This window comes from Pseudoalteromonas sp. MB41, assembly GCF_020966275.1.
In the GTDB taxonomy this organism is placed as follows: domain Bacteria; phylum Pseudomonadota; class Gammaproteobacteria; order Enterobacterales; family Alteromonadaceae; genus Pseudoalteromonas; species Pseudoalteromonas lipolytica.
This window is the reverse complement of sequence record NZ_JAJJZF010000016.1, coordinates 47,884-66,281: the sequence shown is the minus strand read 5'-3', so window position 1 is coordinate 66,281 and position 18,398 is coordinate 47,884. Positions and strand designations below refer to the sequence as shown.

Below are 18,398 nucleotides of genomic sequence, written 5' to 3'. Positions count from 1 at the left end.
GCTCACTATGAGTAGTCAATCAATGACCCTTAGCGACCGTTTAAAACGGTACGAAAAGCATATTAAAGTTCCTAAACCGGCCGTTGCGGGTATGTTGACGCGCGTAGTCGGTTTGACGCTTGAAGCAAGAGGTTTGAGAGCGCCAGTAGGCAGCCAATGTAAAATAGAAACTATCAATGGGTTTGTCGATGCTGAAGTGGTTGGTTTTAACGACCAAACGCTTTATTTGATGCCAAACGACCATATTTCTGGAGTACTCCCCGGTGCAAGGGTGATCCCACAAGTTAATGAAACGGGTTTGCCTGTAGGGATGGGCTTATTAGGTCGGGTTGTTGACGGCTTAGGTCGACCGTTGGATGGGCTGGGTGCTGTTAATGCTGAGCACTACCTCAAGTTTGCGCAAAATACAATTAACCCCCTTTCAAGAAGACCAATTAGTCAGCCGATGGATGTGGGTGTTCGTGCGATAAATTCTGTGATTACGGTGGGTCAAGGCCAGCGTATGGGCTTGTTTGCAGGCTCTGGTGTTGGTAAGTCGGTGCTGCTAGGAATGATGACTCGTGGTTCAGAGGCTGACGTCATTGTTGTTGGTCTTGTGGGTGAGCGTGGCCGTGAGGTCAAAGAGTTTATTGAAGAAATACTAGGAGTAGAAGGGCGTAAACGTTCAGTGGTCGTTGCTGCTCCTGCTGATGCATCTCCCTTGATGCGTTTAAAAGGCTGCGAAAGTGCAGTAACCATTGCAGAATATTTTCGTGACCAAGGGCTTAATGTGCTGTTACTGCTCGACTCTGTAACCCGTTATGCTATGGCACAGCGTGAAATAGCGCTGGCAGTGGGTGAGCCACCGGCAACAAAAGGCTATCCACCCTCGGTGTTTGCTAAGTTACCAGCATTGGTAGAACGCGCGGGGAATGGCGGCGAAGGGCAAGGATCTATCACTGCCTTTTTTACGGTACTGAGTGAGGGGGATGATATGCAAGACCCTATTGCTGACTCGGCTCGAGCTATTCTTGATGGACATATTGTGCTCTCTCGAGAGCTTGCTGATAGCGGCCATTATCCCGCAATAGACATTGAAAAGTCGATCTCGCGGGTGATGCCGCAAGTGGTGTCAGAGGCGCATATGCAGCAAGCACGTGTGCTTAAACAGGTTTATTCAATGTATCAGCAGAATAAAGATATGATCACGCTTGGAGCATATCAAAAAGGCACTGACCCGATGCTCGATCAAGCCATTAATATGATGCCAAGAGTCAATCAATTCCTACAGCAAGGCATGAAAGATGTGATCAGTTATGATGATGGCCTTCAAGGCCTTGCGCAGTTATTAGGACAAGCATAATGGCAAACAGTAAACTTGATTTATTATTAAAGCTTGAAAACGACAAAGAAGAATCATTGCGCATGGATTACTTAAAAGCACAGCAGCACTTGCAAAGTAATCAACAAAAACTGCAAGGTTTAAACAACTTTCGATTAGAGTACTCACAGCAATTGCACTTAAAAGGCCGTTCTGGTTTATCAAGCGCAGGATTTAGTCAGTACCATTCGTTTATAGCAAAAATCGAAGAAGCCATTCGCCAACAAGCCAGTACTGTTAATACGGCAAAACAAGTTGTATCGCAAAGAAAAACACTGTGGCTAAAACAGCAAGTTAAAGCAAAAGCAGTCGCTAAATTAATTGAGAAACACGCGTTAAAACAGGCTGCGATAGTGGCTAAAAATGAACAAAAAATGTTGGACGAGTTTGCCTCTAATCAGTTCTTCCAGCGTCAACTGAAAAACCCAACCTTATAATCCTGATTTTTAGGCATGCAATTTGCAGCTATCTGCTTAACAGCGTTAATTTTGGCACTTGCGGCGGCAAATTGCCTCTTTATATTTAGGTGAATTATGGCGATCAGTGATATTAATTTGCAGGTTAAAACTGAGCACGATACTGGTTTTTTAAGCAAAGAATCAGAGGCAAATGATCACGCATCAGGCCTAAGCTTTTTAACTGAATTGTCTGAAGCAAGCGAAGCGGTACACTCTAAAACTGTCGCTAATAAACAGAGCGACAATAGTAACGTAATGCAAAGTGAGGCTGAACAAGCAGGCGGTGTCGTCGCGAATAATACAGACAGCAAACAGGTCTCTGATAAGCCGACGCGTGATGATGAAGCCACAGACGTTGCCCTCATCGAAGGGGAAGACAACCCACTGCTCTCACAAATTAATGCATCACACGCAATGAGCACGCGTGTAAACGTGCTCGCAGACAAACATGAATTTAGTGGGATTGTGGTTGATAAAAAGCCCACCCCAATTGATGATATTACGCCTGTTATTCCTTCGCCTTTAAGTGCGTCTTTAGCAGATGATGACGCGTTGTCTGACAGCGAAAACTCAGTTGCCAATCTATTAACTAAGTCTAAAGTTGCTACCGCGATTGACAATCAATTGAAACCGATTGGCGAATTGCCACCGAAAGATTCAGTCACGCCAATTATTGATAGTCCGTCTGTACTCGATGGCACTGAAAATGCGACAACAGTAAACACTGCCAAGCAGCCTCAAGTTATCACGGCAAATACTACTGAGCAAAATGCAGCGATGAAACAGGCCGCTCAGTCTACAGAGCTGTTGAGCAGTGTTAGTAATGATACGAAGGCCGCATCGTTAGGTTCAGTGGTGACTCCCAGTGGCGAAGTGCAGGATTCGCCAGCTGTAGATGCTAAGTTAGCACCGACTAACAATGCTGCTGAAAATGCGAAAAATATCGCTAGTAAGCCAGCGATAGATGCTGACAATACCGTTACTAAAATGGCGGCGACAAATTCAGCTGATAGCGTGATGAGTGATAAAGCGGCAAACGAGTCAGTCACGAATCAATCAATCGTCAGTTTGTTGGCAAAAGTACAAAGTGGTGATGGTCAAGCGGTCAGTCAATTTGCCAAAGAATTGACTTTAACGTCAACGCAGCAGGTAAAACTTGAGCAGCAAATTAATCAATTAAAGGCGGCAGGTGAGCTAAGCTCAAATGACGTTGATAAGATTAAAGCGCTACTTAGCGAAGCGATGAATACTCATAGTGAAAAAACACAGACACCGCAGCCGGCATTAGTCGCAGACGCAGCGAAAGCCGCACTAAGTAATGCTACAGAAAGCAAAGTGTCTGACAGTAAAGTCCCTGACAGTAAAGTTCCGGCTGCAATAGAAAAACAAATTGCCACATTAACGAAAGATGAGCAGCAAGCATTGCTTAATAAAGTAAACGCACAGTTGCAATCTTTAACACCAGGCACTCAACAATATGAAAAATTAGTGGCGGTGCAGACTCTTTTATCTGACGCGGTTACCCCCGTGAAAGCGGATGCTGTAACACCCACATTAACGGCGACAACAGAGCCTGACAGTAAAAGCCCTAAAGCTGAGCGCAGTGAGCAATTATCAGTGCTAAAAAATGCCAGCGCTGTAAACATAGACACTGAAACAACATCAAAGCTTGATACTTTACCCGACACTGAGCGCCCAAAAGAGGTGTCGACAGCACGAGTCGTGCAGCTTTTCAATCAGTTGACGGCACCGCTTAATCCCTCTCAAACAGGGGCTTATGACGCGGCCTATCAACAATATGAACAAGCCTTAGATGTGCATAGTTTTCAAACACAGGCTCAACAGCAGCCACAAAGTAAAACAGTGAGCCTTGACCCAGGGGTGATGCAAGCAATTAATATTATAAAAAGTGATGCGGCAAAAATGCTCCAAGAGCGAGTCAGTGCCCTGTTAAATATTAATAACAAAGAAGCTGAAATACGTCTTGATCCGCCTGAAATGGGCAGCATGCAAATTCGTATCCGCAGTGATGCTGAGCAAGCACAAATTAACTTTGTTGTGCAAAATCAACAAGCCAAAGAAGCTTTAGAGCAATCGATGCCACGTCTGCGTGAAATGTTAGCGCAACAGGGGATTGAGCTAGGCGAAAGTAGTATTCAGCAAGGTAACCCTGAACAACAAGGCAGCCAGTCAGAGCAAGGGCAGCTTGCAGGGCATCATAATGACGAAGAGGTTCAGCAAGACGTCACGACGCAAAGCGTAGAAACTTCTCGACAACAATCGTCATCATCAATAGATTACTATGCATAAGTCCTGCTATTATAAGAAATAATACAGTTACAGAGAATGAGTTTACTGTAACGCTTAAGGAAGTGATTATGGCCGAAGACGCAAATTTAGAAATAGAAGATACCGGTAAAAGTAAAAAAAAGCTGATTATAATCATTGCTGCAGTTGTTGTGATTTTAGCCGCAGGTGCGGGGTATTTTTTATTTATGGGTGATGATGCCCGACAAGAAAGCCTTACTGATGAAACAACGGTTTCTGAAACGGCTGCTCCATCAAGCTCTGCGAAGGTCGGTTCGGCGTTATATGTCGCGATGCCGCGTCCTTTTGTGTTTAATGTGCCAGGTGCCAGTCGTGATCGAATTGTACAAATTAAAGTGCAGTTATTAGTACGCGGTGAAGTAAACGAAGAAACGGCAAAGAAACATATTCCACTTATCGAAAGTACTTTATTAGGGGTGTTGTCTACGACCACAGCTGATGAACTTGGCACCAGTGAAGGTAAAGAGTCAGTGCGTGTGGCGGCACTAGAAAAAGTTCAAACTGCCTTAAATGATGTTGAAGGCAGTAAAGTGATTGAGCGGGTGTTGTTCACCGGCTTTGTGATGCAATAAGGGGTCAGCGTGAGCGATTTATTATCCCAAGACGAAATCGATGCGCTCTTACACGGCGTTGATGAAGTCGAAGAGGAAGATATTCACGACGGTGGTGATTCAGACGGTAATACACTTCAGTATGACTTCTCATCACAAGATCGTATTGTCCGTGGTCGCATGCCGACCTTGGAAATCGTGAATGAACGTTTTGCCCGTCATATGCGGATCAGCTTATTTAACATGATGCGCCGTACCGCAGAGGTATCAATAAACGGCGTACAAATGATTAAGTTTGGCGAGTACATCCATACCTTATTTGTACCAACAAGTTTAAATATGGTGCGTTTTCGTCCTTTAAAAGGCACTGGCCTGATTACCATGGAAGCACGCTTAGTGTTTATTTTGGTCGATAACTTTTTTGGTGGTGACGGGCGTTATCATGCAAAAATAGAAGGCCGTGAATTTACGCCAACAGAGCGTCGTATTGTGCAAATGCTACTCAAAATAATCTTTGAAGATTATAAAGAGGCATGGGCACCGGTTATGGATGTGTCGTTTGAGTACCTCGACTCTGAAGTTAACCCTGCGATGGCAAATATTGTTAGCCCAACAGAAGTGGTGGTTATTAGCTCGTTCCATATTGAACTTGATGGCGGTGGTGGTGATTTTCATATTGCCTTGCCGTATTCAATGCTTGAGCCAATTCGTGAATTACTTGATGCCGGTGTTCAATCAGATACTGAAGACACTGATTTGCGTTGGAGTAAAGCTCTCCGTGATGAAATTATGGATGTCGAAGTCGATTTATCAACTCAGTTATTAGAGGTTGATTTAACGCTTGCGCAAATTATGGAATTAAAAGCGGGTGATATTATTCCCGTTGAAATGCCTGAACACATTACGGTCTTTGTTGAAGAGCTGCCGACCTTTAGAGCTAAAATGGGCCGCTCTCGAGACAATGTGGCATTACAAATTAGCGAAAAAATTAAACGCCCTGAATCAGTTAAGTCTGAACTCCATGTGTTCACTAAAGGTGGCAAAAAACTGGATTCGGATGCAGAATTAGCAGAACTAGAAGAAGATCTTCACCTCTCTGAAGGTGTCGATTTAGACTGGTAGTCGATTTATAAGGTTAAATATAATGAGTGATGATCAAGATACAATGGACGAATGGGCAGCGGCATTAGCCGAGGCCGAGGAAGCCGAAAGTGCAACAAGTAATGCCTCAGTTGCTGAGCTTGACGAGCTGAAAGATGAGAAGCATGAACTCTCAGGTGATGAAAAGCGCAAACTTGACACCATTTTAGATATTCCAGTCACCATTTCGATGGAAGTTGGTCGTTCTAAAATCAATATTCGCAACTTATTACAATTAAACCAAGGCTCTGTTGTTGAGCTTGATCGTGTCGCTGGTGAGCCACTTGATGTGTTAGTTAATGGCACCTTGATTGCGCACGGCGAGGTGGTGGTTGTTAATGACAAGTTTGGTATTCGTCTTACAGATGTGATTAGCCAAGTTGAGCGAATTAAAAAGTTACGATGAGCGCATTTATAGCTTTATCTAGTGCCAGTAGCACTGTTTTTCCTACAGCATCACCTACGGCAGATTTGCTGTCTATGGTGATGTCTTTGCTTTTAGTGTTAGTGGTTATTGTGGTATTGGCGTTTTTTGTCAAGAAGCTCAACCCTAATTTAGCAAACAGTGAAGAGTTTAAAGTTGTTCGCAGTTTACCGCTTGGTTCGCGTGAACGCTTGATGGTTATTGAAATTGATAATGCTCAGCATTTAATAGGTGTTACGCCGCACAGTATTAACTACTTGCATAAGCTAGAAACTCCCTTAAAAGAAAAAGAATTACCGGAACTTGCCAAGCGCTTTGGCAAGTTGTTGAACCCACAATCACCCCCTAATAAAAAGAATTAACGCTATGATCAAGTGGATACTTATTTTAGCTACCGTGTTATTCCTGCCATCTGTTAATGCAGAAGGCATCGATGCACTCACTATCACGACCAACCCCGATGGCTCGCAAGACTACTCGGTAACTTTGCAAGTACTTGCAATAATGACTGCGCTGAGCTTTATTCCTGCGGCAGTGATTATGATGACTTCATTTACGCGTATTATTGTAGTGCTGGCAATTTTGCGCCAAGCAATCGGTTTACAACAAACTCCTTCGAATCAAATATTGCTTGGTATGTCATTGTTTTTAAGTATCTTTATTATGGCGCCAATTTACCAGCAAGTGAATGAGCGTGCGATAGAGCCATACCTAAATGAACAAGTCACCTCAGTGCAAGCGTTAGAATTGGCAAAAGAACCAATGAAAGCCTTTATGCTTTCGCAAGTGCGCCTTAAAGATTTAGAAACATTTGCAAAAATAGCGGGTTACGATAAGTTGGATTCTCCTGAAGACACGCCTTTAATCGTGCTGATCCCCGCATTTGTGACCAGTGAGCTACAAACCGCTTTTATCATAGGTTTTATGTTCTTTATTCCATTTTTGATTGTCGATCTCGTGGTTGCATCGGTCTTGATGGCCATGGGTATGATGATGTTATCGCCGATGATCGTCTCCTTACCATTTAAAATTATGTTGTTCGTACTGGTTGACGGGTGGAGCTTAGTAATGGGGACGCTTGCGAAGAGCTTTGGGCTTGGTGTGTAGCAATGCGTAACATAGCGTGTAACAGTTAGGAGTCATACGATGGAACCGGAAATTTTTGTCGATATTCTCAGCGACGCTTTATTTTTAGTGATCAAGCTGGTGTCAGCGATTGTTGTGCCTGGCTTGCTGGTGGGGCTTGTCGTTGCGGTGTTTCAAGCTGCAACATCAATTAACGAGCAAACACTCAGTTTCTTGCCTCGTCTACTCATTACAATCAGTGCGCTTATATTGGGTGGTCATTGGTTCACTCAAGAACTCATGGATTATTTTACGCGGCTTGTTATGTCGATTCCGGAGATTGCGGGGTAAATGGAGTTTCCATTTGCGGTCATCTTACAGTGGCTCAGTGACTTTTTACTGCCATTTGTACGCATTAGCTCCATGATTATGATCATGGCAGGCTTAGGTGCGAAGAATGTGCCAACGCGTATTAAGCTGGGTTTAGCGGTCGTGGTGACCTTTGTGGCTGTGCCTATGCTGCCGCAGAGCACGTTTACAAACCTGTTTTCGTTTGAAATGGTACTGGTTGTTATCCAACAATTATTGATTGGTGTGGCAATTGGCTTTGCTTCGGTATTATTGCTGAATACTTTTGTACTTGCTGGTCAAATATTGGCGATGCAAACAGGCTTAGGTTTTGCCTCTGTTGTTGATCCCTCGAATGGCTTGAGTGTACCCGCGGTGGGCCAGTTTTACCTGATTCTAGCCACGTTACTATTTTTTGTCTTTAATGGGCATTTGATGATGATTCAAATGGTCATACACAGTTTTGAAGTCTTGCCTATTGATGGTACTTGGTGGTCGGTTGACCACTACTGGGACATCGTTACATGGGGTGGGTGGATGTTTACCACCGCGTTAGTTCTGGCTCTTGCTCCATTGACAGCGATGCTTGTGATCAATATGTCATTTGGGGTCATGACGCGTGCTGCTCCGCAATTAAACATTTTTTCGATAGGCTTCCCTTTTACTCTTGTCGCAGGGCTTGTGATTATTTGGGCTACGTTAGGCAATTTTATGACTCAGTTTGAGTTTCAGTGGTTAAAAATGGTTGAGTTAATGTGCAGCCTTGTTGGCTGTACACCTTAGGAGCGCGCCATGGCTGAAGATTCGGGTCAAGAGAAAACCGAAGAACCCACCGGGAAAAAAATAGAAGACGCCAAGAAAAAAGGCCAAGTTGCCCGCTCTAAAGAGTTGGGAACGATGTTCGTATTAATTTTTTCGGCTATTTCATTACTGTTGTATGGCCCTGAGATTGGCAAGGGCTTATATAATGTGATGGGGCGATTATTAAGCCTTAATCGTAATGAAACTTACGACACCACCAAAATGTTTTCAGTGTGGAGTATTGTCTCTGATGCCTTGTTGTTCCCGATGGCGATGTTTGTTCTCATTATTGTAATAGCGGCATTTATCGGTAACACGTTGCTGGGCGGCTTTAACTTTAGTTGGCAAGCTGCAGCGCCTAAAGCCAGCAAAATGTCACCGGCTAAAGGGATTAAACGTATGCTTGGTCCCCAAGCAGGCGTTGAGCTGGTTAAGTCGATATTGAAGTTTGCGGTGGTTGCAGGCTTTGCAGTATTTTTAATTAATACCTTTTTTGATGAAATATTACATCTAAGTATTGAAAGTGCGCCGGGGAATTTCATTCATGCCCTTGAGATTCTAGCTTGGATGTTTTTAGGCCTGACTTGTACGCTAATTATTATTGCAGCGATAGATGCGCCTTATCAAAGCCACAAGCATCACAAAGAGCTTAAAATGACCTTGCAAGAGGTAAAAGACGAATATAAGAACTCAGAGGGTGATCCACAAATTAAAGCCCGTATTCGTCGTACTCAGCGTGAAATGTCGCAAAGGCGTATGATGCAAGACGTGCCAGATGCCGATGTTATCGTGACCAACCCGACTCACTATTCGGTTGCCCTAAAGTACGATACCGCCAAAGCAGGTGCGCCAATTGTACTTGCTAAAGGGGTCGATGAGCTTGCTATGCAAATTCGTAAAGTGGGTAAGGGTAACGATGTGCCTATTGTTGAATCACCCATGCTTACCCGTGCGCTTTATCACACCACCGAGGTGGGCCAGCAAATACCTGATCAACTGTTTACCGCAGTAGCGCAAGTGCTTGCCTATGTATTTCAATTAAAACGCTTCCAAAAAGGGCGTGGTAAACGTCCTGTTCCACTTAATAAAAAGCTCCCTATCCCAGAGGCTTATAAATATTAATTAGCCGTTTAATAACTTGGAATAGTTATTGCAAATTCCGTGTAGTGTCAATTTTTTGAAATTGTTGAATTATGGAATTTAAAGCGGTATTACAACAACTTAATAAAGATAAAAAAGAGTATGCGAAGGGGCTTGGAACACCATTACTGGTGCTTGCAGCCCTTGGCATGGTTATTTTACCTCTGCCTCCTTTTCTTTTAGATATTCTTTTTTCGTTTAATATCGCGCTTGCGCTGGTGGTGTTACTCGTTACGGTTTACACCATGAAGCCTCTTGAGTTTGGTATGTTTCCGGCCGTGCTGCTAATAGCCACAATTATGCGTCTTGCATTGAATGTTGCCAGTACTCGGGTGGTACTCCTTGAAGGTCATAATGGCGGGGATGCTGCTGGTAAAGTAATTGAAGCGTTCGGCTCGGTGGTTATCGGCGGTAACTATGCTGTTGGTCTTGTTGTGTTCCTTATTCTCATTATTATCAACTTTGTGGTTATCACCAAAGGTGCAGGGCGTATTTCAGAGGTGTCAGCGCGTTTTACACTTGACGCTATGCCAGGTAAACAAATGGCGATTGATGCTGACTTAAACGCAGGTTTTATTAGTGCAGAGCAAGCTCGTGAGCGCCGTGAAGAAGTAACCCGTGAAGCCGACTTTTATGGCTCAATGGACGGTGCCAGTAAATTCGTAAAAGGTGATGCTATTGCCGGTATTGTGATCCTTGTGATTAATATCGTAGGTGGTTTATTTGTCGGCATGATTCAACATGACTTAAGCTTCAGCCGTGCGATGGAAGTATATACTCTATTAACCATTGGTGATGGTCTCGTTGCGCAATTACCTTCATTACTTCTTTCAATTGGTACTGCGATTGTTGTGACGCGTCAAAATGAGTCGCATAACATGGGCGATCAGTTTAAGTCGCAGCTAGGAAACGAAAAGTCGTTATTTATCGCTTCAGGTATTTTGATCACCATGGGCCTTGTGCCAGGCATGCCTCATCTTGCATTTTTAAGCTTGGGCGCATTGTTAGGTTACCTTGCTTACTTTACCCAACAACAAAAAATTAAAGCAGAAGCAGAAAAAGCTGAATTGGAAGCTAATGGTGGCGCGCCAGGCACCGGTGTTGCTAACAAGCAAGAGCAAAAAGAATTGGGCTGGGACGATGTACAGCAAGTAGATGTGATTGGTTTAGAAGTCGGTTATCGCTTAATTCCACTGGTTGATCAGTCGCAAGGGGGAGAGCTACTTAACCGTATTAAAGGTGTGCGTAAGAAACTCTCGCAAGAACTCGGTTTCTTGGTACCGCCCGTGCATATCCGTGACAACTTAGAGTTAGACCCCAACGCCTACCGTATCACAATGATGGGTGTATCCAGTGGTGAAGGTGAGCTTAAGCATGGTGATGAACTTGCCATAAACCCAGGGCAAGTATTTGGCCCAATCAAAGGTGTTGAAACAAAAGATCCTGCTTTTGGACTCGATGCGGTATGGATTAAGCCAGACCAGAAAGATGAAGCCCAATCATTGGGTTACACCGTGGTTGATGCAGCTACTGTCGTGGCAACCCATATTAGCCAGCTATTAACAAACAGCGCAGCATTACTATTAGGTCATGAAGAAGTACAGAACCTACTTGATATGTTAGCGAAAAGTCATCCTCGTCTTGTCGAGGGACTGGTTCCTGACGTATTACCATTGACCACGGTTGTAAAAGTGCTGCAAAACTTACTTAACGAAGGGGTCGCAATTCGTGATATGCGTTCAATTGTTCAGACCCTTGTTGAATATGGCCCACGTAGCCAAGACCCAGATGTACTAACGGCTGCAGTGCGAATTTCACTGCGCAGATTGATTGTTCAAGATGCGGTTGGTATGTCATCTGAAATCCCTGTCATAACCTTGGCGCCTGAGTTGGAACAGATGTTGCATCAGTCACTTCAAAATGCAGGTGACGAAGGTGCCGGAATAGAGCCAGGACTTGCAGAGCGACTTCAGCAATCATTAAATGAAGCGCATCAAAACCAAGAAATGGCCGGCGAACCTTCGATATTACTAACGTCAGGAATGTTACGCACTGTGTTATCTCGTTTTGTTAAGTACACCATCCCAGGTTTAAGGGTAATGTCTTACCAAGAGGTACCAGACGAAAGACAGATTAAGATTGTCAGCTCAGTAGGCCAACAATAGGATAGTAAAGGGGTTGTACCATGAAAATTAAACGTTTTTTTGCTAAAGATATGCGCACCGCACTAAAAGAAGTGAAAGATGAATTAGGTGTTGATGCGGTTATTATGTCTAACAAAAAGTTAGCGAATGGTGTTGAAATTGTCGCCGCTGTTGATTATGACAAAGCAGCCCCAAAAGCCGAAGCGAAACCGGTGCCTGCACACACAGCGCCACAACAGTCGCATAACTTCGTTAAACCAGAACCTATGCGTGCTAAACCTGAGCCACAAGCCCAAGTTGCAGACAGCCTACAAGCGTTACTAGAGCGTCAAGCCCCACGCCCTCGTTCGCCAGAGCTTGCTTCAATGTTTAATCAATCTGGTATTGAAACGAGTGAACATTATCAGCCAAAAGCACACAGTTTTGCGCCGCAAGAGCAACCGCAATATTCAGCAAAACCTCGCTATCAAGAGCAAGCAGCACCGCGAGTGCAAACACAAGCACATAGCCTAGGTTTTGATGATGATTTAGACACAGGCTTCGACGATTTAGATTCACCAGCAGAACACAAAACGGCCGCACCCGCAAACCACTCAGAAATGGCGACGATGCGTGAAGAAATGAATGCCATTCGTCAATTACTTGAACATCAAGTATCTGGTTTGATGCAGCAAGACATGGCGCGTCGCGACCCTACCCGCGCTTGTATGATTGATCGCCTAGCCGGTATGGGCATTGAGCGTGATGTTGCGGAGCAAATGGCGTGTTTTATTCCTGATGACGTTTCGCGTCAACAAGCGTGGCAAGCCTTATTGCAAATGGTTGAAAACCAAATGCATACAACAAATAATGAAATTTTACGTCAAGGCGGTGTGTACGCTTTAGTGGGTCCTACGGGGGTGGGCAAAACCACCACGGTGGCGAAATTGGCAGCCCTTGGAGCACAAAAATATGGTGCAGATAAAGTCGCGCTTATTACAACAGACACTTACCGTATTGGAGCGTATGAGCAGCTAGCCACTTATGGCCGCATTATTGGCTGTGGTGTGAAACAAGTTAAAGACGCAAATGAATTAGCTGAAGTGTTATACCATTTACGCAATAAGCGTCTAGTATTAATAGACACTGCGGGTATGAGTCAACGCGACTTACGCTTAACTGAGCAACTTAATACATTAATGCGCAATCAGCGTGTCGACATTCGCAGTTATTTAGTGTTAAGTGCAACAGCGCAAATTAACGTGCTACAAGAAACCGTTCGCCACTTTAAAAAAGTGCAACTAAGTGGTTGTATCTTCACTAAGTTAGATGAATCACTTAGTTTAGGTGAGATTATTAGTATTGCGATTCAAAATCGCTTGCCAATAGGGTATCTTACTAATGGTCAGCGTGTTCCTGAAGATATTCGCGTTGCGAATGCAGAAAAACTAGTAAAAAAAGCTGAGCAATTATATTTAAAACGAGCAAAAGCACAACATTCACGACGTCAAGCAGTAGCGTCGAACACAGTAGGGATGTATGATTAACACAGTATTAGATCAAGCAAGCGGCCTGCGCAAAATGAATCAAAATAATAATAGTGGCGTTAAAGTTATCGCTGTCACTGGCGGCAAAGGTGGTGTGGGTAAAACGAATGTGTCACTCAATACCGCGATCGCATTAGGTCAGCTGGGAAATCGTGTATTAGTATTAGATGCCGATTTAGGGTTGGCAAATTGTGACGTAATGCTTGGTTTACGTGTCGAGAGAAACTTATCTCATGTTTTATCTGGTGAGTGTGAACTGGATGAAATTCTTGTCGAAGGCCCAGCAGGTATAAAAATTGTGCCAGCGACTTCGGGCTCGCAAAGTATGGTTGAGTTAACACCGTCAGAACATGCGGGGCTTATCCGCGCATTTAGCGAGCTAAATACTGAGTTTGATATTTTAATTGTCGATACCGCTGCGGGTATTTCAGACATGGTATTAAGCTTTTCGCGTGCAGCGCAAGATGTTGTTGTTGTTGTATGTGATGAACCTACCTCAATTACCGACGCTTACGCCCTAATTAAAGTGTTAAGTCGTGAGCATGGCGTTTACAAATTTAAAATAGTTGCCAATATGGTGCGCAGTATGCGTGAAGGGCAAGAATTATTTGCTAAACTCTCAAAAGTAACGGATCGATTCTTAGATGTGTCTATGGAACTTGTCGCAACCATTCCGTATGACGAGAATATGCGCAAATCGACCCGCCGCCAAAAAGTGATTGTGGAGTTATTTCCAAACTCACCAGCCGCTGTGGCATTTAAAACATTAGCAACGAAAGCAGTTAAGTGGCCAATTCCAAATCAACCGTCAGGTCATTTAGAATTTTTTATTGAAAAACTAGTAAACGGTTAACTATGACAACATCGGTGAATAAAGCGATGGGATATCAATCAGCACAGAATTTAAATGCGATTGTTGAAAAACATGCCTCTTTAGTCAAAAAAGTAGCGTGTCATCTAATTGCTCGTTTACCTGCCAGTGTGCAACTCGATGATTTGATTCAGTCAGGTATGATTGGCCTTATAGAAGCGTCGAAAAATTTTGATGCGAGTAAAGGGGCCAGTTTTGAAACATTTGCGGGTATTCGAATTCGAGGGGCTATGCTCGATGAAATCCGTCGAGGTGATTGGGCTCCCCGTTCAGTTCACCGTAATGCACGCCTTGTCGCTGAAACGATTTCGGATTTAGAGAGTATTTTAAACCGCGAGCCAAAAGACACAGAAGTTGCTGAAAAACTTGATATTACACTGGATGAGTACCATCATATTCTACATGATGTAAATTCCAGTAAGGTACTGGGTATAGAGGATTTAGGCGTTGATGAAGACGTCATCACACCTATGGGGCATGATTTAGCACTAGACAAACCGTTTAATAATGTTAAAAATGAACGGTTTAACCAGTCTCTATTGACGGCTATCCAATCGTTACCAGAAAGAGATGCACTCGTTTTGTCTTTGTATTACAACGATGAAATGAACTTAAAAGAAATAGGGCACATACTCGATGTTAGCGAATCGCGTGTGAGTCAAATACATGGTCAGGCGATGATTAAGCTCAAAGCAAAAATCAATGACTGGATTAATTAGTAGTAAGTAAATAAGGTTCAAACCTCACCGGAGGATGTTTTGGATAAAAACATGAAAATTCTTGTTGTTGATGATTTTTCTACAATGAGACGTATCATTAAAAACCTGTTAAGGGATTTAGGTTTTACCAATGTGCAGGAAGCTGATGATGGTTCAACAGCATTGCCGATGTTGCAAAATCAAGAGTTTGATTTTGTTGTAACAGATTGGAATATGCCTGGAATGCAAGGTATTGATCTATTACGCGCAATTCGTGCTGATGATAGCCTTAAACATATCCCCGTGTTAATGGTGACAGCTGAAGCGAAAAAAGAACAAATTGTTGCTGCTGCTCAAGCGGGTGTTAATGGCTATATCGTCAAACCATTCACTGCTGCGACACTGAAAACCAAATTGGAAAAAGTGTTTGAACGTTTAGGTTAATCTAAGGGGAGAGGCTTATGTCAGCACTTGCTGCGCCTCAAATAAGTTTAGAGCAAGCTCGTCAACTTGTTGAGTATCTTGAAAATGGTGAACAAGAGAAAGCTGATAAGCTGATACTTGAAACAGCATCAAAAGAACAATCAGAGTTGTTTGCTGAAGTCGGTAAATTGACACGACAACTTCATGAAGCACTAAAAAACTTCGATCTTGATACTCGACTCACAGATTTAACAACAGAAGCAATCCCGGATGCAAAGCAGCGCTTGAATTATGTTATGGAAATGACTGAAAGCGCGGCCAATAAAACGATGGATGCCGTGGAAGCTAGTTTGCCTATAGCACAACAGCTCGCTGATGAAATTGCCACGATTAAACCAACGTGGGATCGTTTAATGAATCGAGAAATTGAACTCGGTGAATTTAAAACGTTATGCCACAGCTTAGATAAGTTCATGAATAACTCGCACACCAAAACAGATGAGTTACAAGGCTTGATGACCAACGTGCTAATGGCGCAAGATTATCAAGACTTGACGGGGCAGGTAATACGCCGTGTTATCGAATTAGTGCGCGAAGTAGAAGACAGTTTAATCAATCTCTTAACTGTATTCGGCAGTCAAGACGATGGTCAAATAAAACAAGAAAAACAGGCCATAGACAAAGCACCTGCACAAAGCGATACGCTGGCAGGTCCAGAAGGGCCAATTATTGATAAAGAGTCACGCGATGATGTTGTTTCAGGACAAGATGAAGTTGATGACCTATTATCAAGTCTGGGCTTCTAAGAGGAGAGTAGCTGCATGAGCTTTGAAGTCGATGAAGATATTTTACAGGATTTCCTTGTTGAAGCAGGGGAAATTTTAGAGCTTTTGTCGGAGCAATTGGTCGAGCTTGAAAATAATCCAGATGATAAAGACTTACTAAACGCTATTTTTAGAGGCTTTCACACCGTAAAAGGTGGCGCAGGCTTTTTAAGCATGACTGAGCTTGTTGATGCGTGTCATGGTGCTGAAAATGTGTTTGATTTGTTGCGCCAAGGCGTGCGCAGTGTAACTCCAGAACTTATGGATGTTATTTTACAAGCCCTCGATACAATCAATGAAATGTTCGCGACAATTCAAAATCGTGAACAACCAGAGCCAGCAGATCAAGCCCTCTTAGACGTCCTACATAAATTAAGTCAACCACCAACAGCAGAAGAGCTCGCTGGTGAAGACACAACCGTAACAGACGAAGTAGCTGAAGAAGTCACTGTTGAGCCTGAACCGGTTGTTGATACACCCGAAGTTACTGCTGATGTCTCTAGTAATATTGATGACGACGATCCGTTTGCATTTGATATGTTATTTGATGGGGGATTGGGTGATACCCAAGCTCAACCACAAAACATAGATGAAATTACTGAAGATGAATTCGAAAGCTTGCTCGATGAGTTGCACGGTAAAGGCCAAGGGCCTGCATCAATCACATCAGACACCATGAGCAGTGACAGCGATGATATTACCGATGATGAGTTTGACAGCTTATTAGATGAGCTTCACGGCGTTGGCAGCTTTGGTGAAGTAAAAGCCGACAAAATTACCCGCCAAGCTCCCGCTGAGCCAAGCGCTGTGGTCGAGCAAAGCCCCCCTGCAGTCAGTAATGAAGGCTCTGATGATGAAATTAGTGATGATGAGTTTGAAGCATTACTTGATGAATTACATGGCAAAGGCAGTGCGCCACAATCATTAGAGACAGATAAGCCGCAAACGCCAGAAACAACCAAAGTTGAGCCAGCAAAACCTGCGGCCCCAGTGGCTGCAAAGGTTGAGCCTGCTAAACCTGCGCCACAACCTGCAACGAGTAAGCCTGCGCCAACTGAAAAAGCGCCTGAGAAACAGGCTGCTGCTGCGGCGAAAAAAGCGCCGCCTCCCCAAGCTGAAACAACCGTGCGTGTCGACACTAAACGGTTAGACCAAATTATGAACATGGTTGGTGAGTTGGTGTTGGTGCGCAATCGCTTAGTGAGCCTTGCAAATAACACCAACAGTGAGGCGATGGGGAAAGCCATTTCGAACCTAGATGTCGTCACGGCAGACTTGCAAGGTGCGGTAATGAAAACCCGCATGCAGCCAATTAAGAAAGTATTTGGTCGTTTCCCGCGTGTTGTTCGTGATTTAGCACGTAGCTTGAAAAAAGACATCAACTTGCTATTAGTCGGTGAAGAAACCGACTTAGATAAAAACTTAGTTGAAGCCCTTGCTGATCCACTTGTTCACTTAGTGCGTAACTCTGTTGACCATGGTATCGAGATGCCTGCGGTGCGCGAAGCGGCCGGTAAGCCTCGTACAGGGACAGTTACGCTTTCAGCATCGCAAGAAGGCGATCATATTCTGCTCACCATTCGTGATGATGGTGCAGGTATGGATCCTGAGAAGCTGAAAAAAATAGCAATAAACAAAGGGGTTATCGATCACGACCAAGCGAGTCGTTTATCGGACACTGAAGCGTATAATTTAATATTTGCACCTGGTTTTTCAACCAAAGAGGAAATCTCAGATATTTCAGGTCGTGGTGTGGGTATGGATGTGGTGAAAACCAAAATCACCCAACTAAATGGCTCTGTGAACATTCAATCTGAGCTAGGTGTTGGAACTATACTTGAGATCAAAGTACCTTTAACACTGGCAATCTTGCCGACTCTGATGGTTATTGTGGGTGAGCAAACCTTTGCTTTACCACTGGCTGGGGTGAGTGAAATTTTCCATCTTGATTTAACAAAGACCAACGTTGTCGATGGGCAACTGACGATTATTGTCCGTAAAAAAGCGATTCCATTATTTTATTTACAACATTGGTTAGTTAAAGGAGCCAATCGCCAAGAGCGTAAAGCCGAAGGTCATGTGGTTATCGTACAGATTGGTACTAAGCAAGTGGGCTTTGTCGTTGACTCATTAATTGGTCAAGAAGAGGTGGTGATAAAACCTCTCGATGCTTTACTGCAAGGTACACCAGGTATGGCAGGCGCAACAATCACTTCTGATGGTGGCATTGCACTGATTTTAGATGTACCAAGTATGCTAAAACATTACGTTGGCTAATAATAGTTAGGCTCAATAAT

Annotated in this window: 18 protein-coding genes; all 18 read left to right on the top strand. The window is 43.7% G+C overall.

The features are described from left to right. The first annotated feature begins 7 nt into the window (after nucleotides 1–7). Nucleotides 8–1,342 (top strand): flagellar protein export ATPase FliI, encoded by a 1,335-nt coding sequence (gene fliI, locus LPA49_RS15085; protein ID WP_036970132.1) that lies wholly within the window; start codon nucleotides 8–10, stop codon nucleotides 1,340–1,342. Further along, nucleotides 1,342–1,797 (top strand): flagellar export protein FliJ, encoded by a 456-nt coding sequence (fliJ, locus tag LPA49_RS15080; protein ID WP_036970129.1) that lies wholly within the window; start codon nucleotides 1,342–1,344, stop codon nucleotides 1,795–1,797. The genes fliI and fliJ overlap by 1 nt, the downstream gene beginning before the upstream one ends. Before the next feature lie 96 nt (nucleotides 1,798–1,893). Then, complete coding sequence (locus LPA49_RS15075) at nucleotides 1,894–4,128, top strand: flagellar hook-length control protein FliK (protein ID WP_230236986.1); 2,235 nt, start codon at nucleotides 1,894–1,896, stop codon at nucleotides 4,126–4,128. A gap of 68 nt (nucleotides 4,129–4,196) precedes the next feature. After that, nucleotides 4,197–4,718, top strand: coding sequence for a flagellar basal body-associated protein FliL (gene fliL / locus LPA49_RS15070; RefSeq protein WP_199524101.1), 522 nt, complete (start codon nucleotides 4,197–4,199; stop codon nucleotides 4,716–4,718). 9 nt (nucleotides 4,719–4,727) lie between these two features. Beyond that, a complete protein-coding gene (fliM, locus tag LPA49_RS15065) occupies nucleotides 4,728–5,819 on the top strand; it encodes a flagellar motor switch protein FliM (RefSeq protein ID WP_036970123.1) in 1,092 nt (363 codons plus the stop codon). A gap of 22 nt (nucleotides 5,820–5,841) precedes the next feature. After that, nucleotides 5,842–6,243 (top strand): flagellar motor switch protein FliN, encoded by a 402-nt coding sequence (gene fliN / locus LPA49_RS15060; protein ID WP_036970120.1) that lies wholly within the window; start codon nucleotides 5,842–5,844, stop codon nucleotides 6,241–6,243. Continuing rightward, the gene (gene fliO / locus LPA49_RS15055; protein ID WP_036970117.1) at nucleotides 6,240–6,623 is read left to right on the top strand and encodes a flagellar biosynthetic protein FliO; all 384 of its coding nucleotides are present in this window, start codon (nucleotides 6,240–6,242) and stop codon (nucleotides 6,621–6,623) included. Before fliN ends, fliO begins: the two co-directional genes overlap by 4 nt. A 4-nt stretch (nucleotides 6,624–6,627) precedes the next feature. Then, entirely contained in the window at nucleotides 6,628–7,368 is a 741-nt protein-coding gene (gene fliP, locus LPA49_RS15050) for a flagellar type III secretion system pore protein FliP (RefSeq protein WP_036970114.1), read from the top strand. 39 nt (nucleotides 7,369–7,407) lie between these two features. Beyond that, entirely contained in the window at nucleotides 7,408–7,677 is a 270-nt protein-coding gene (fliQ, locus tag LPA49_RS15045) for a flagellar biosynthesis protein FliQ (protein ID WP_036970111.1), read from the top strand. Then, complete coding sequence (fliR, locus tag LPA49_RS15040) at nucleotides 7,678–8,457, top strand: flagellar biosynthetic protein FliR (protein WP_065978751.1); 780 nt, start codon at nucleotides 7,678–7,680, stop codon at nucleotides 8,455–8,457. A 9-nt stretch (nucleotides 8,458–8,466) separates the two neighbouring features. Beyond that, complete coding sequence (gene flhB, locus LPA49_RS15035; RefSeq protein WP_036970105.1) at nucleotides 8,467–9,597, top strand: flagellar biosynthesis protein FlhB; 1,131 nt, start codon at nucleotides 8,467–8,469, stop codon at nucleotides 9,595–9,597. Nucleotides 9,598–9,668: 71 nt separating this feature from the next. Beyond that, complete coding sequence (gene flhA, locus LPA49_RS15030) at nucleotides 9,669–11,780, top strand: flagellar biosynthesis protein FlhA (protein WP_036970103.1); 2,112 nt, start codon at nucleotides 9,669–9,671, stop codon at nucleotides 11,778–11,780. A gap of 20 nt (nucleotides 11,781–11,800) precedes the next feature. Further along, on the top strand, nucleotides 11,801–13,285 hold the full coding sequence (flhF, locus tag LPA49_RS15025; protein WP_065978753.1) for a flagellar biosynthesis protein FlhF: 1,485 nt from the start codon (nucleotides 11,801–11,803) through the stop codon (nucleotides 13,283–13,285). Next, nucleotides 13,278–14,138 carry a MinD/ParA family protein gene (locus LPA49_RS15020; protein ID WP_036970099.1) on the top strand — a complete coding sequence of 287 codons (861 nt, stop codon included), beginning with the start codon at nucleotides 13,278–13,280 and terminating at the stop codon, nucleotides 14,136–14,138. Before flhF ends, LPA49_RS15020 begins: the two co-directional genes overlap by 8 nt. Nucleotides 14,139–14,164: 26 nt before the next feature. Beyond that, entirely contained in the window at nucleotides 14,165–14,875 is a 711-nt protein-coding gene (locus LPA49_RS15015) for an RNA polymerase sigma factor FliA (RefSeq protein WP_036971668.1), read from the top strand. A 39-nt stretch (nucleotides 14,876–14,914) separates the two neighbouring features. Beyond that, a complete protein-coding gene (gene cheY / locus LPA49_RS15010) occupies nucleotides 14,915–15,298 on the top strand; it encodes a chemotaxis response regulator CheY (protein WP_016708035.1) in 384 nt (127 codons plus the stop codon). Between the two features lie 17 nt (nucleotides 15,299–15,315). Then, the gene (locus LPA49_RS15005; protein WP_036970081.1) at nucleotides 15,316–16,083 is read left to right on the top strand and encodes a protein phosphatase CheZ; all 768 of its coding nucleotides are present in this window, start codon (nucleotides 15,316–15,318) and stop codon (nucleotides 16,081–16,083) included. Between the two features lie 15 nt (nucleotides 16,084–16,098). Continuing rightward, on the top strand, nucleotides 16,099–18,378 hold the full coding sequence (locus LPA49_RS15000) for a chemotaxis protein CheA (protein ID WP_230236982.1): 2,280 nt from the start codon (nucleotides 16,099–16,101) through the stop codon (nucleotides 18,376–18,378). Nucleotides 18,379–18,398 lie beyond the last annotated feature (20 nt).

Excerpts from the sequence above, each read along its gene's own strand:
- LPA49_RS15000 (WP_230236982.1), top strand. The coding sequence starts at position 16,099 with ATGAGCTTTGAAGTCGATGAAGATATTTTACAGGATTTCCTTGTTGAA.
- LPA49_RS15075 (WP_230236986.1), top strand. The coding sequence starts at position 1,894 with ATGGCGATCAGTGATATTAATTTGCAGGTTAAAACTGAGCACGATACT.
- flhF (WP_065978753.1), top strand. The coding sequence starts at position 11,801 with ATGAAAATTAAACGTTTTTTTGCTAAAGATATGCGCACCGCACTAAAA.
- LPA49_RS15005 (WP_036970081.1), top strand. The coding sequence starts at position 15,316 with ATGTCAGCACTTGCTGCGCCTCAAATAAGTTTAGAGCAAGCTCGTCAA.
- flhB (WP_036970105.1), top strand. The coding sequence starts at position 8,467 with ATGGCTGAAGATTCGGGTCAAGAGAAAACCGAAGAACCCACCGGGAAA.
- fliR (WP_065978751.1), top strand. The coding sequence starts at position 7,678 with ATGGAGTTTCCATTTGCGGTCATCTTACAGTGGCTCAGTGACTTTTTA.
- fliI (WP_036970132.1), top strand. The coding sequence starts at position 8 with ATGAGTAGTCAATCAATGACCCTTAGCGACCGTTTAAAACGGTACGAA.
- fliQ (WP_036970111.1), top strand. The coding sequence starts at position 7,408 with ATGGAACCGGAAATTTTTGTCGATATTCTCAGCGACGCTTTATTTTTA.
- fliO (WP_036970117.1), top strand. The coding sequence starts at position 6,240 with ATGAGCGCATTTATAGCTTTATCTAGTGCCAGTAGCACTGTTTTTCCT.
- fliJ (WP_036970129.1), top strand. The coding sequence starts at position 1,342 with ATGGCAAACAGTAAACTTGATTTATTATTAAAGCTTGAAAACGACAAA.
- fliN (WP_036970120.1), top strand. The coding sequence starts at position 5,842 with ATGAGTGATGATCAAGATACAATGGACGAATGGGCAGCGGCATTAGCC.
- flhA (WP_036970103.1), top strand. The coding sequence starts at position 9,669 with ATGGAATTTAAAGCGGTATTACAACAACTTAATAAAGATAAAAAAGAG.
- LPA49_RS15020 (WP_036970099.1), top strand. The coding sequence starts at position 13,278 with ATGATTAACACAGTATTAGATCAAGCAAGCGGCCTGCGCAAAATGAAT.
- fliL (WP_199524101.1), top strand. The coding sequence starts at position 4,197 with ATGGCCGAAGACGCAAATTTAGAAATAGAAGATACCGGTAAAAGTAAA.
- fliP (WP_036970114.1), top strand. The coding sequence starts at position 6,628 with ATGATCAAGTGGATACTTATTTTAGCTACCGTGTTATTCCTGCCATCT.
- LPA49_RS15015 (WP_036971668.1), top strand. The coding sequence starts at position 14,165 with ATGGGATATCAATCAGCACAGAATTTAAATGCGATTGTTGAAAAACAT.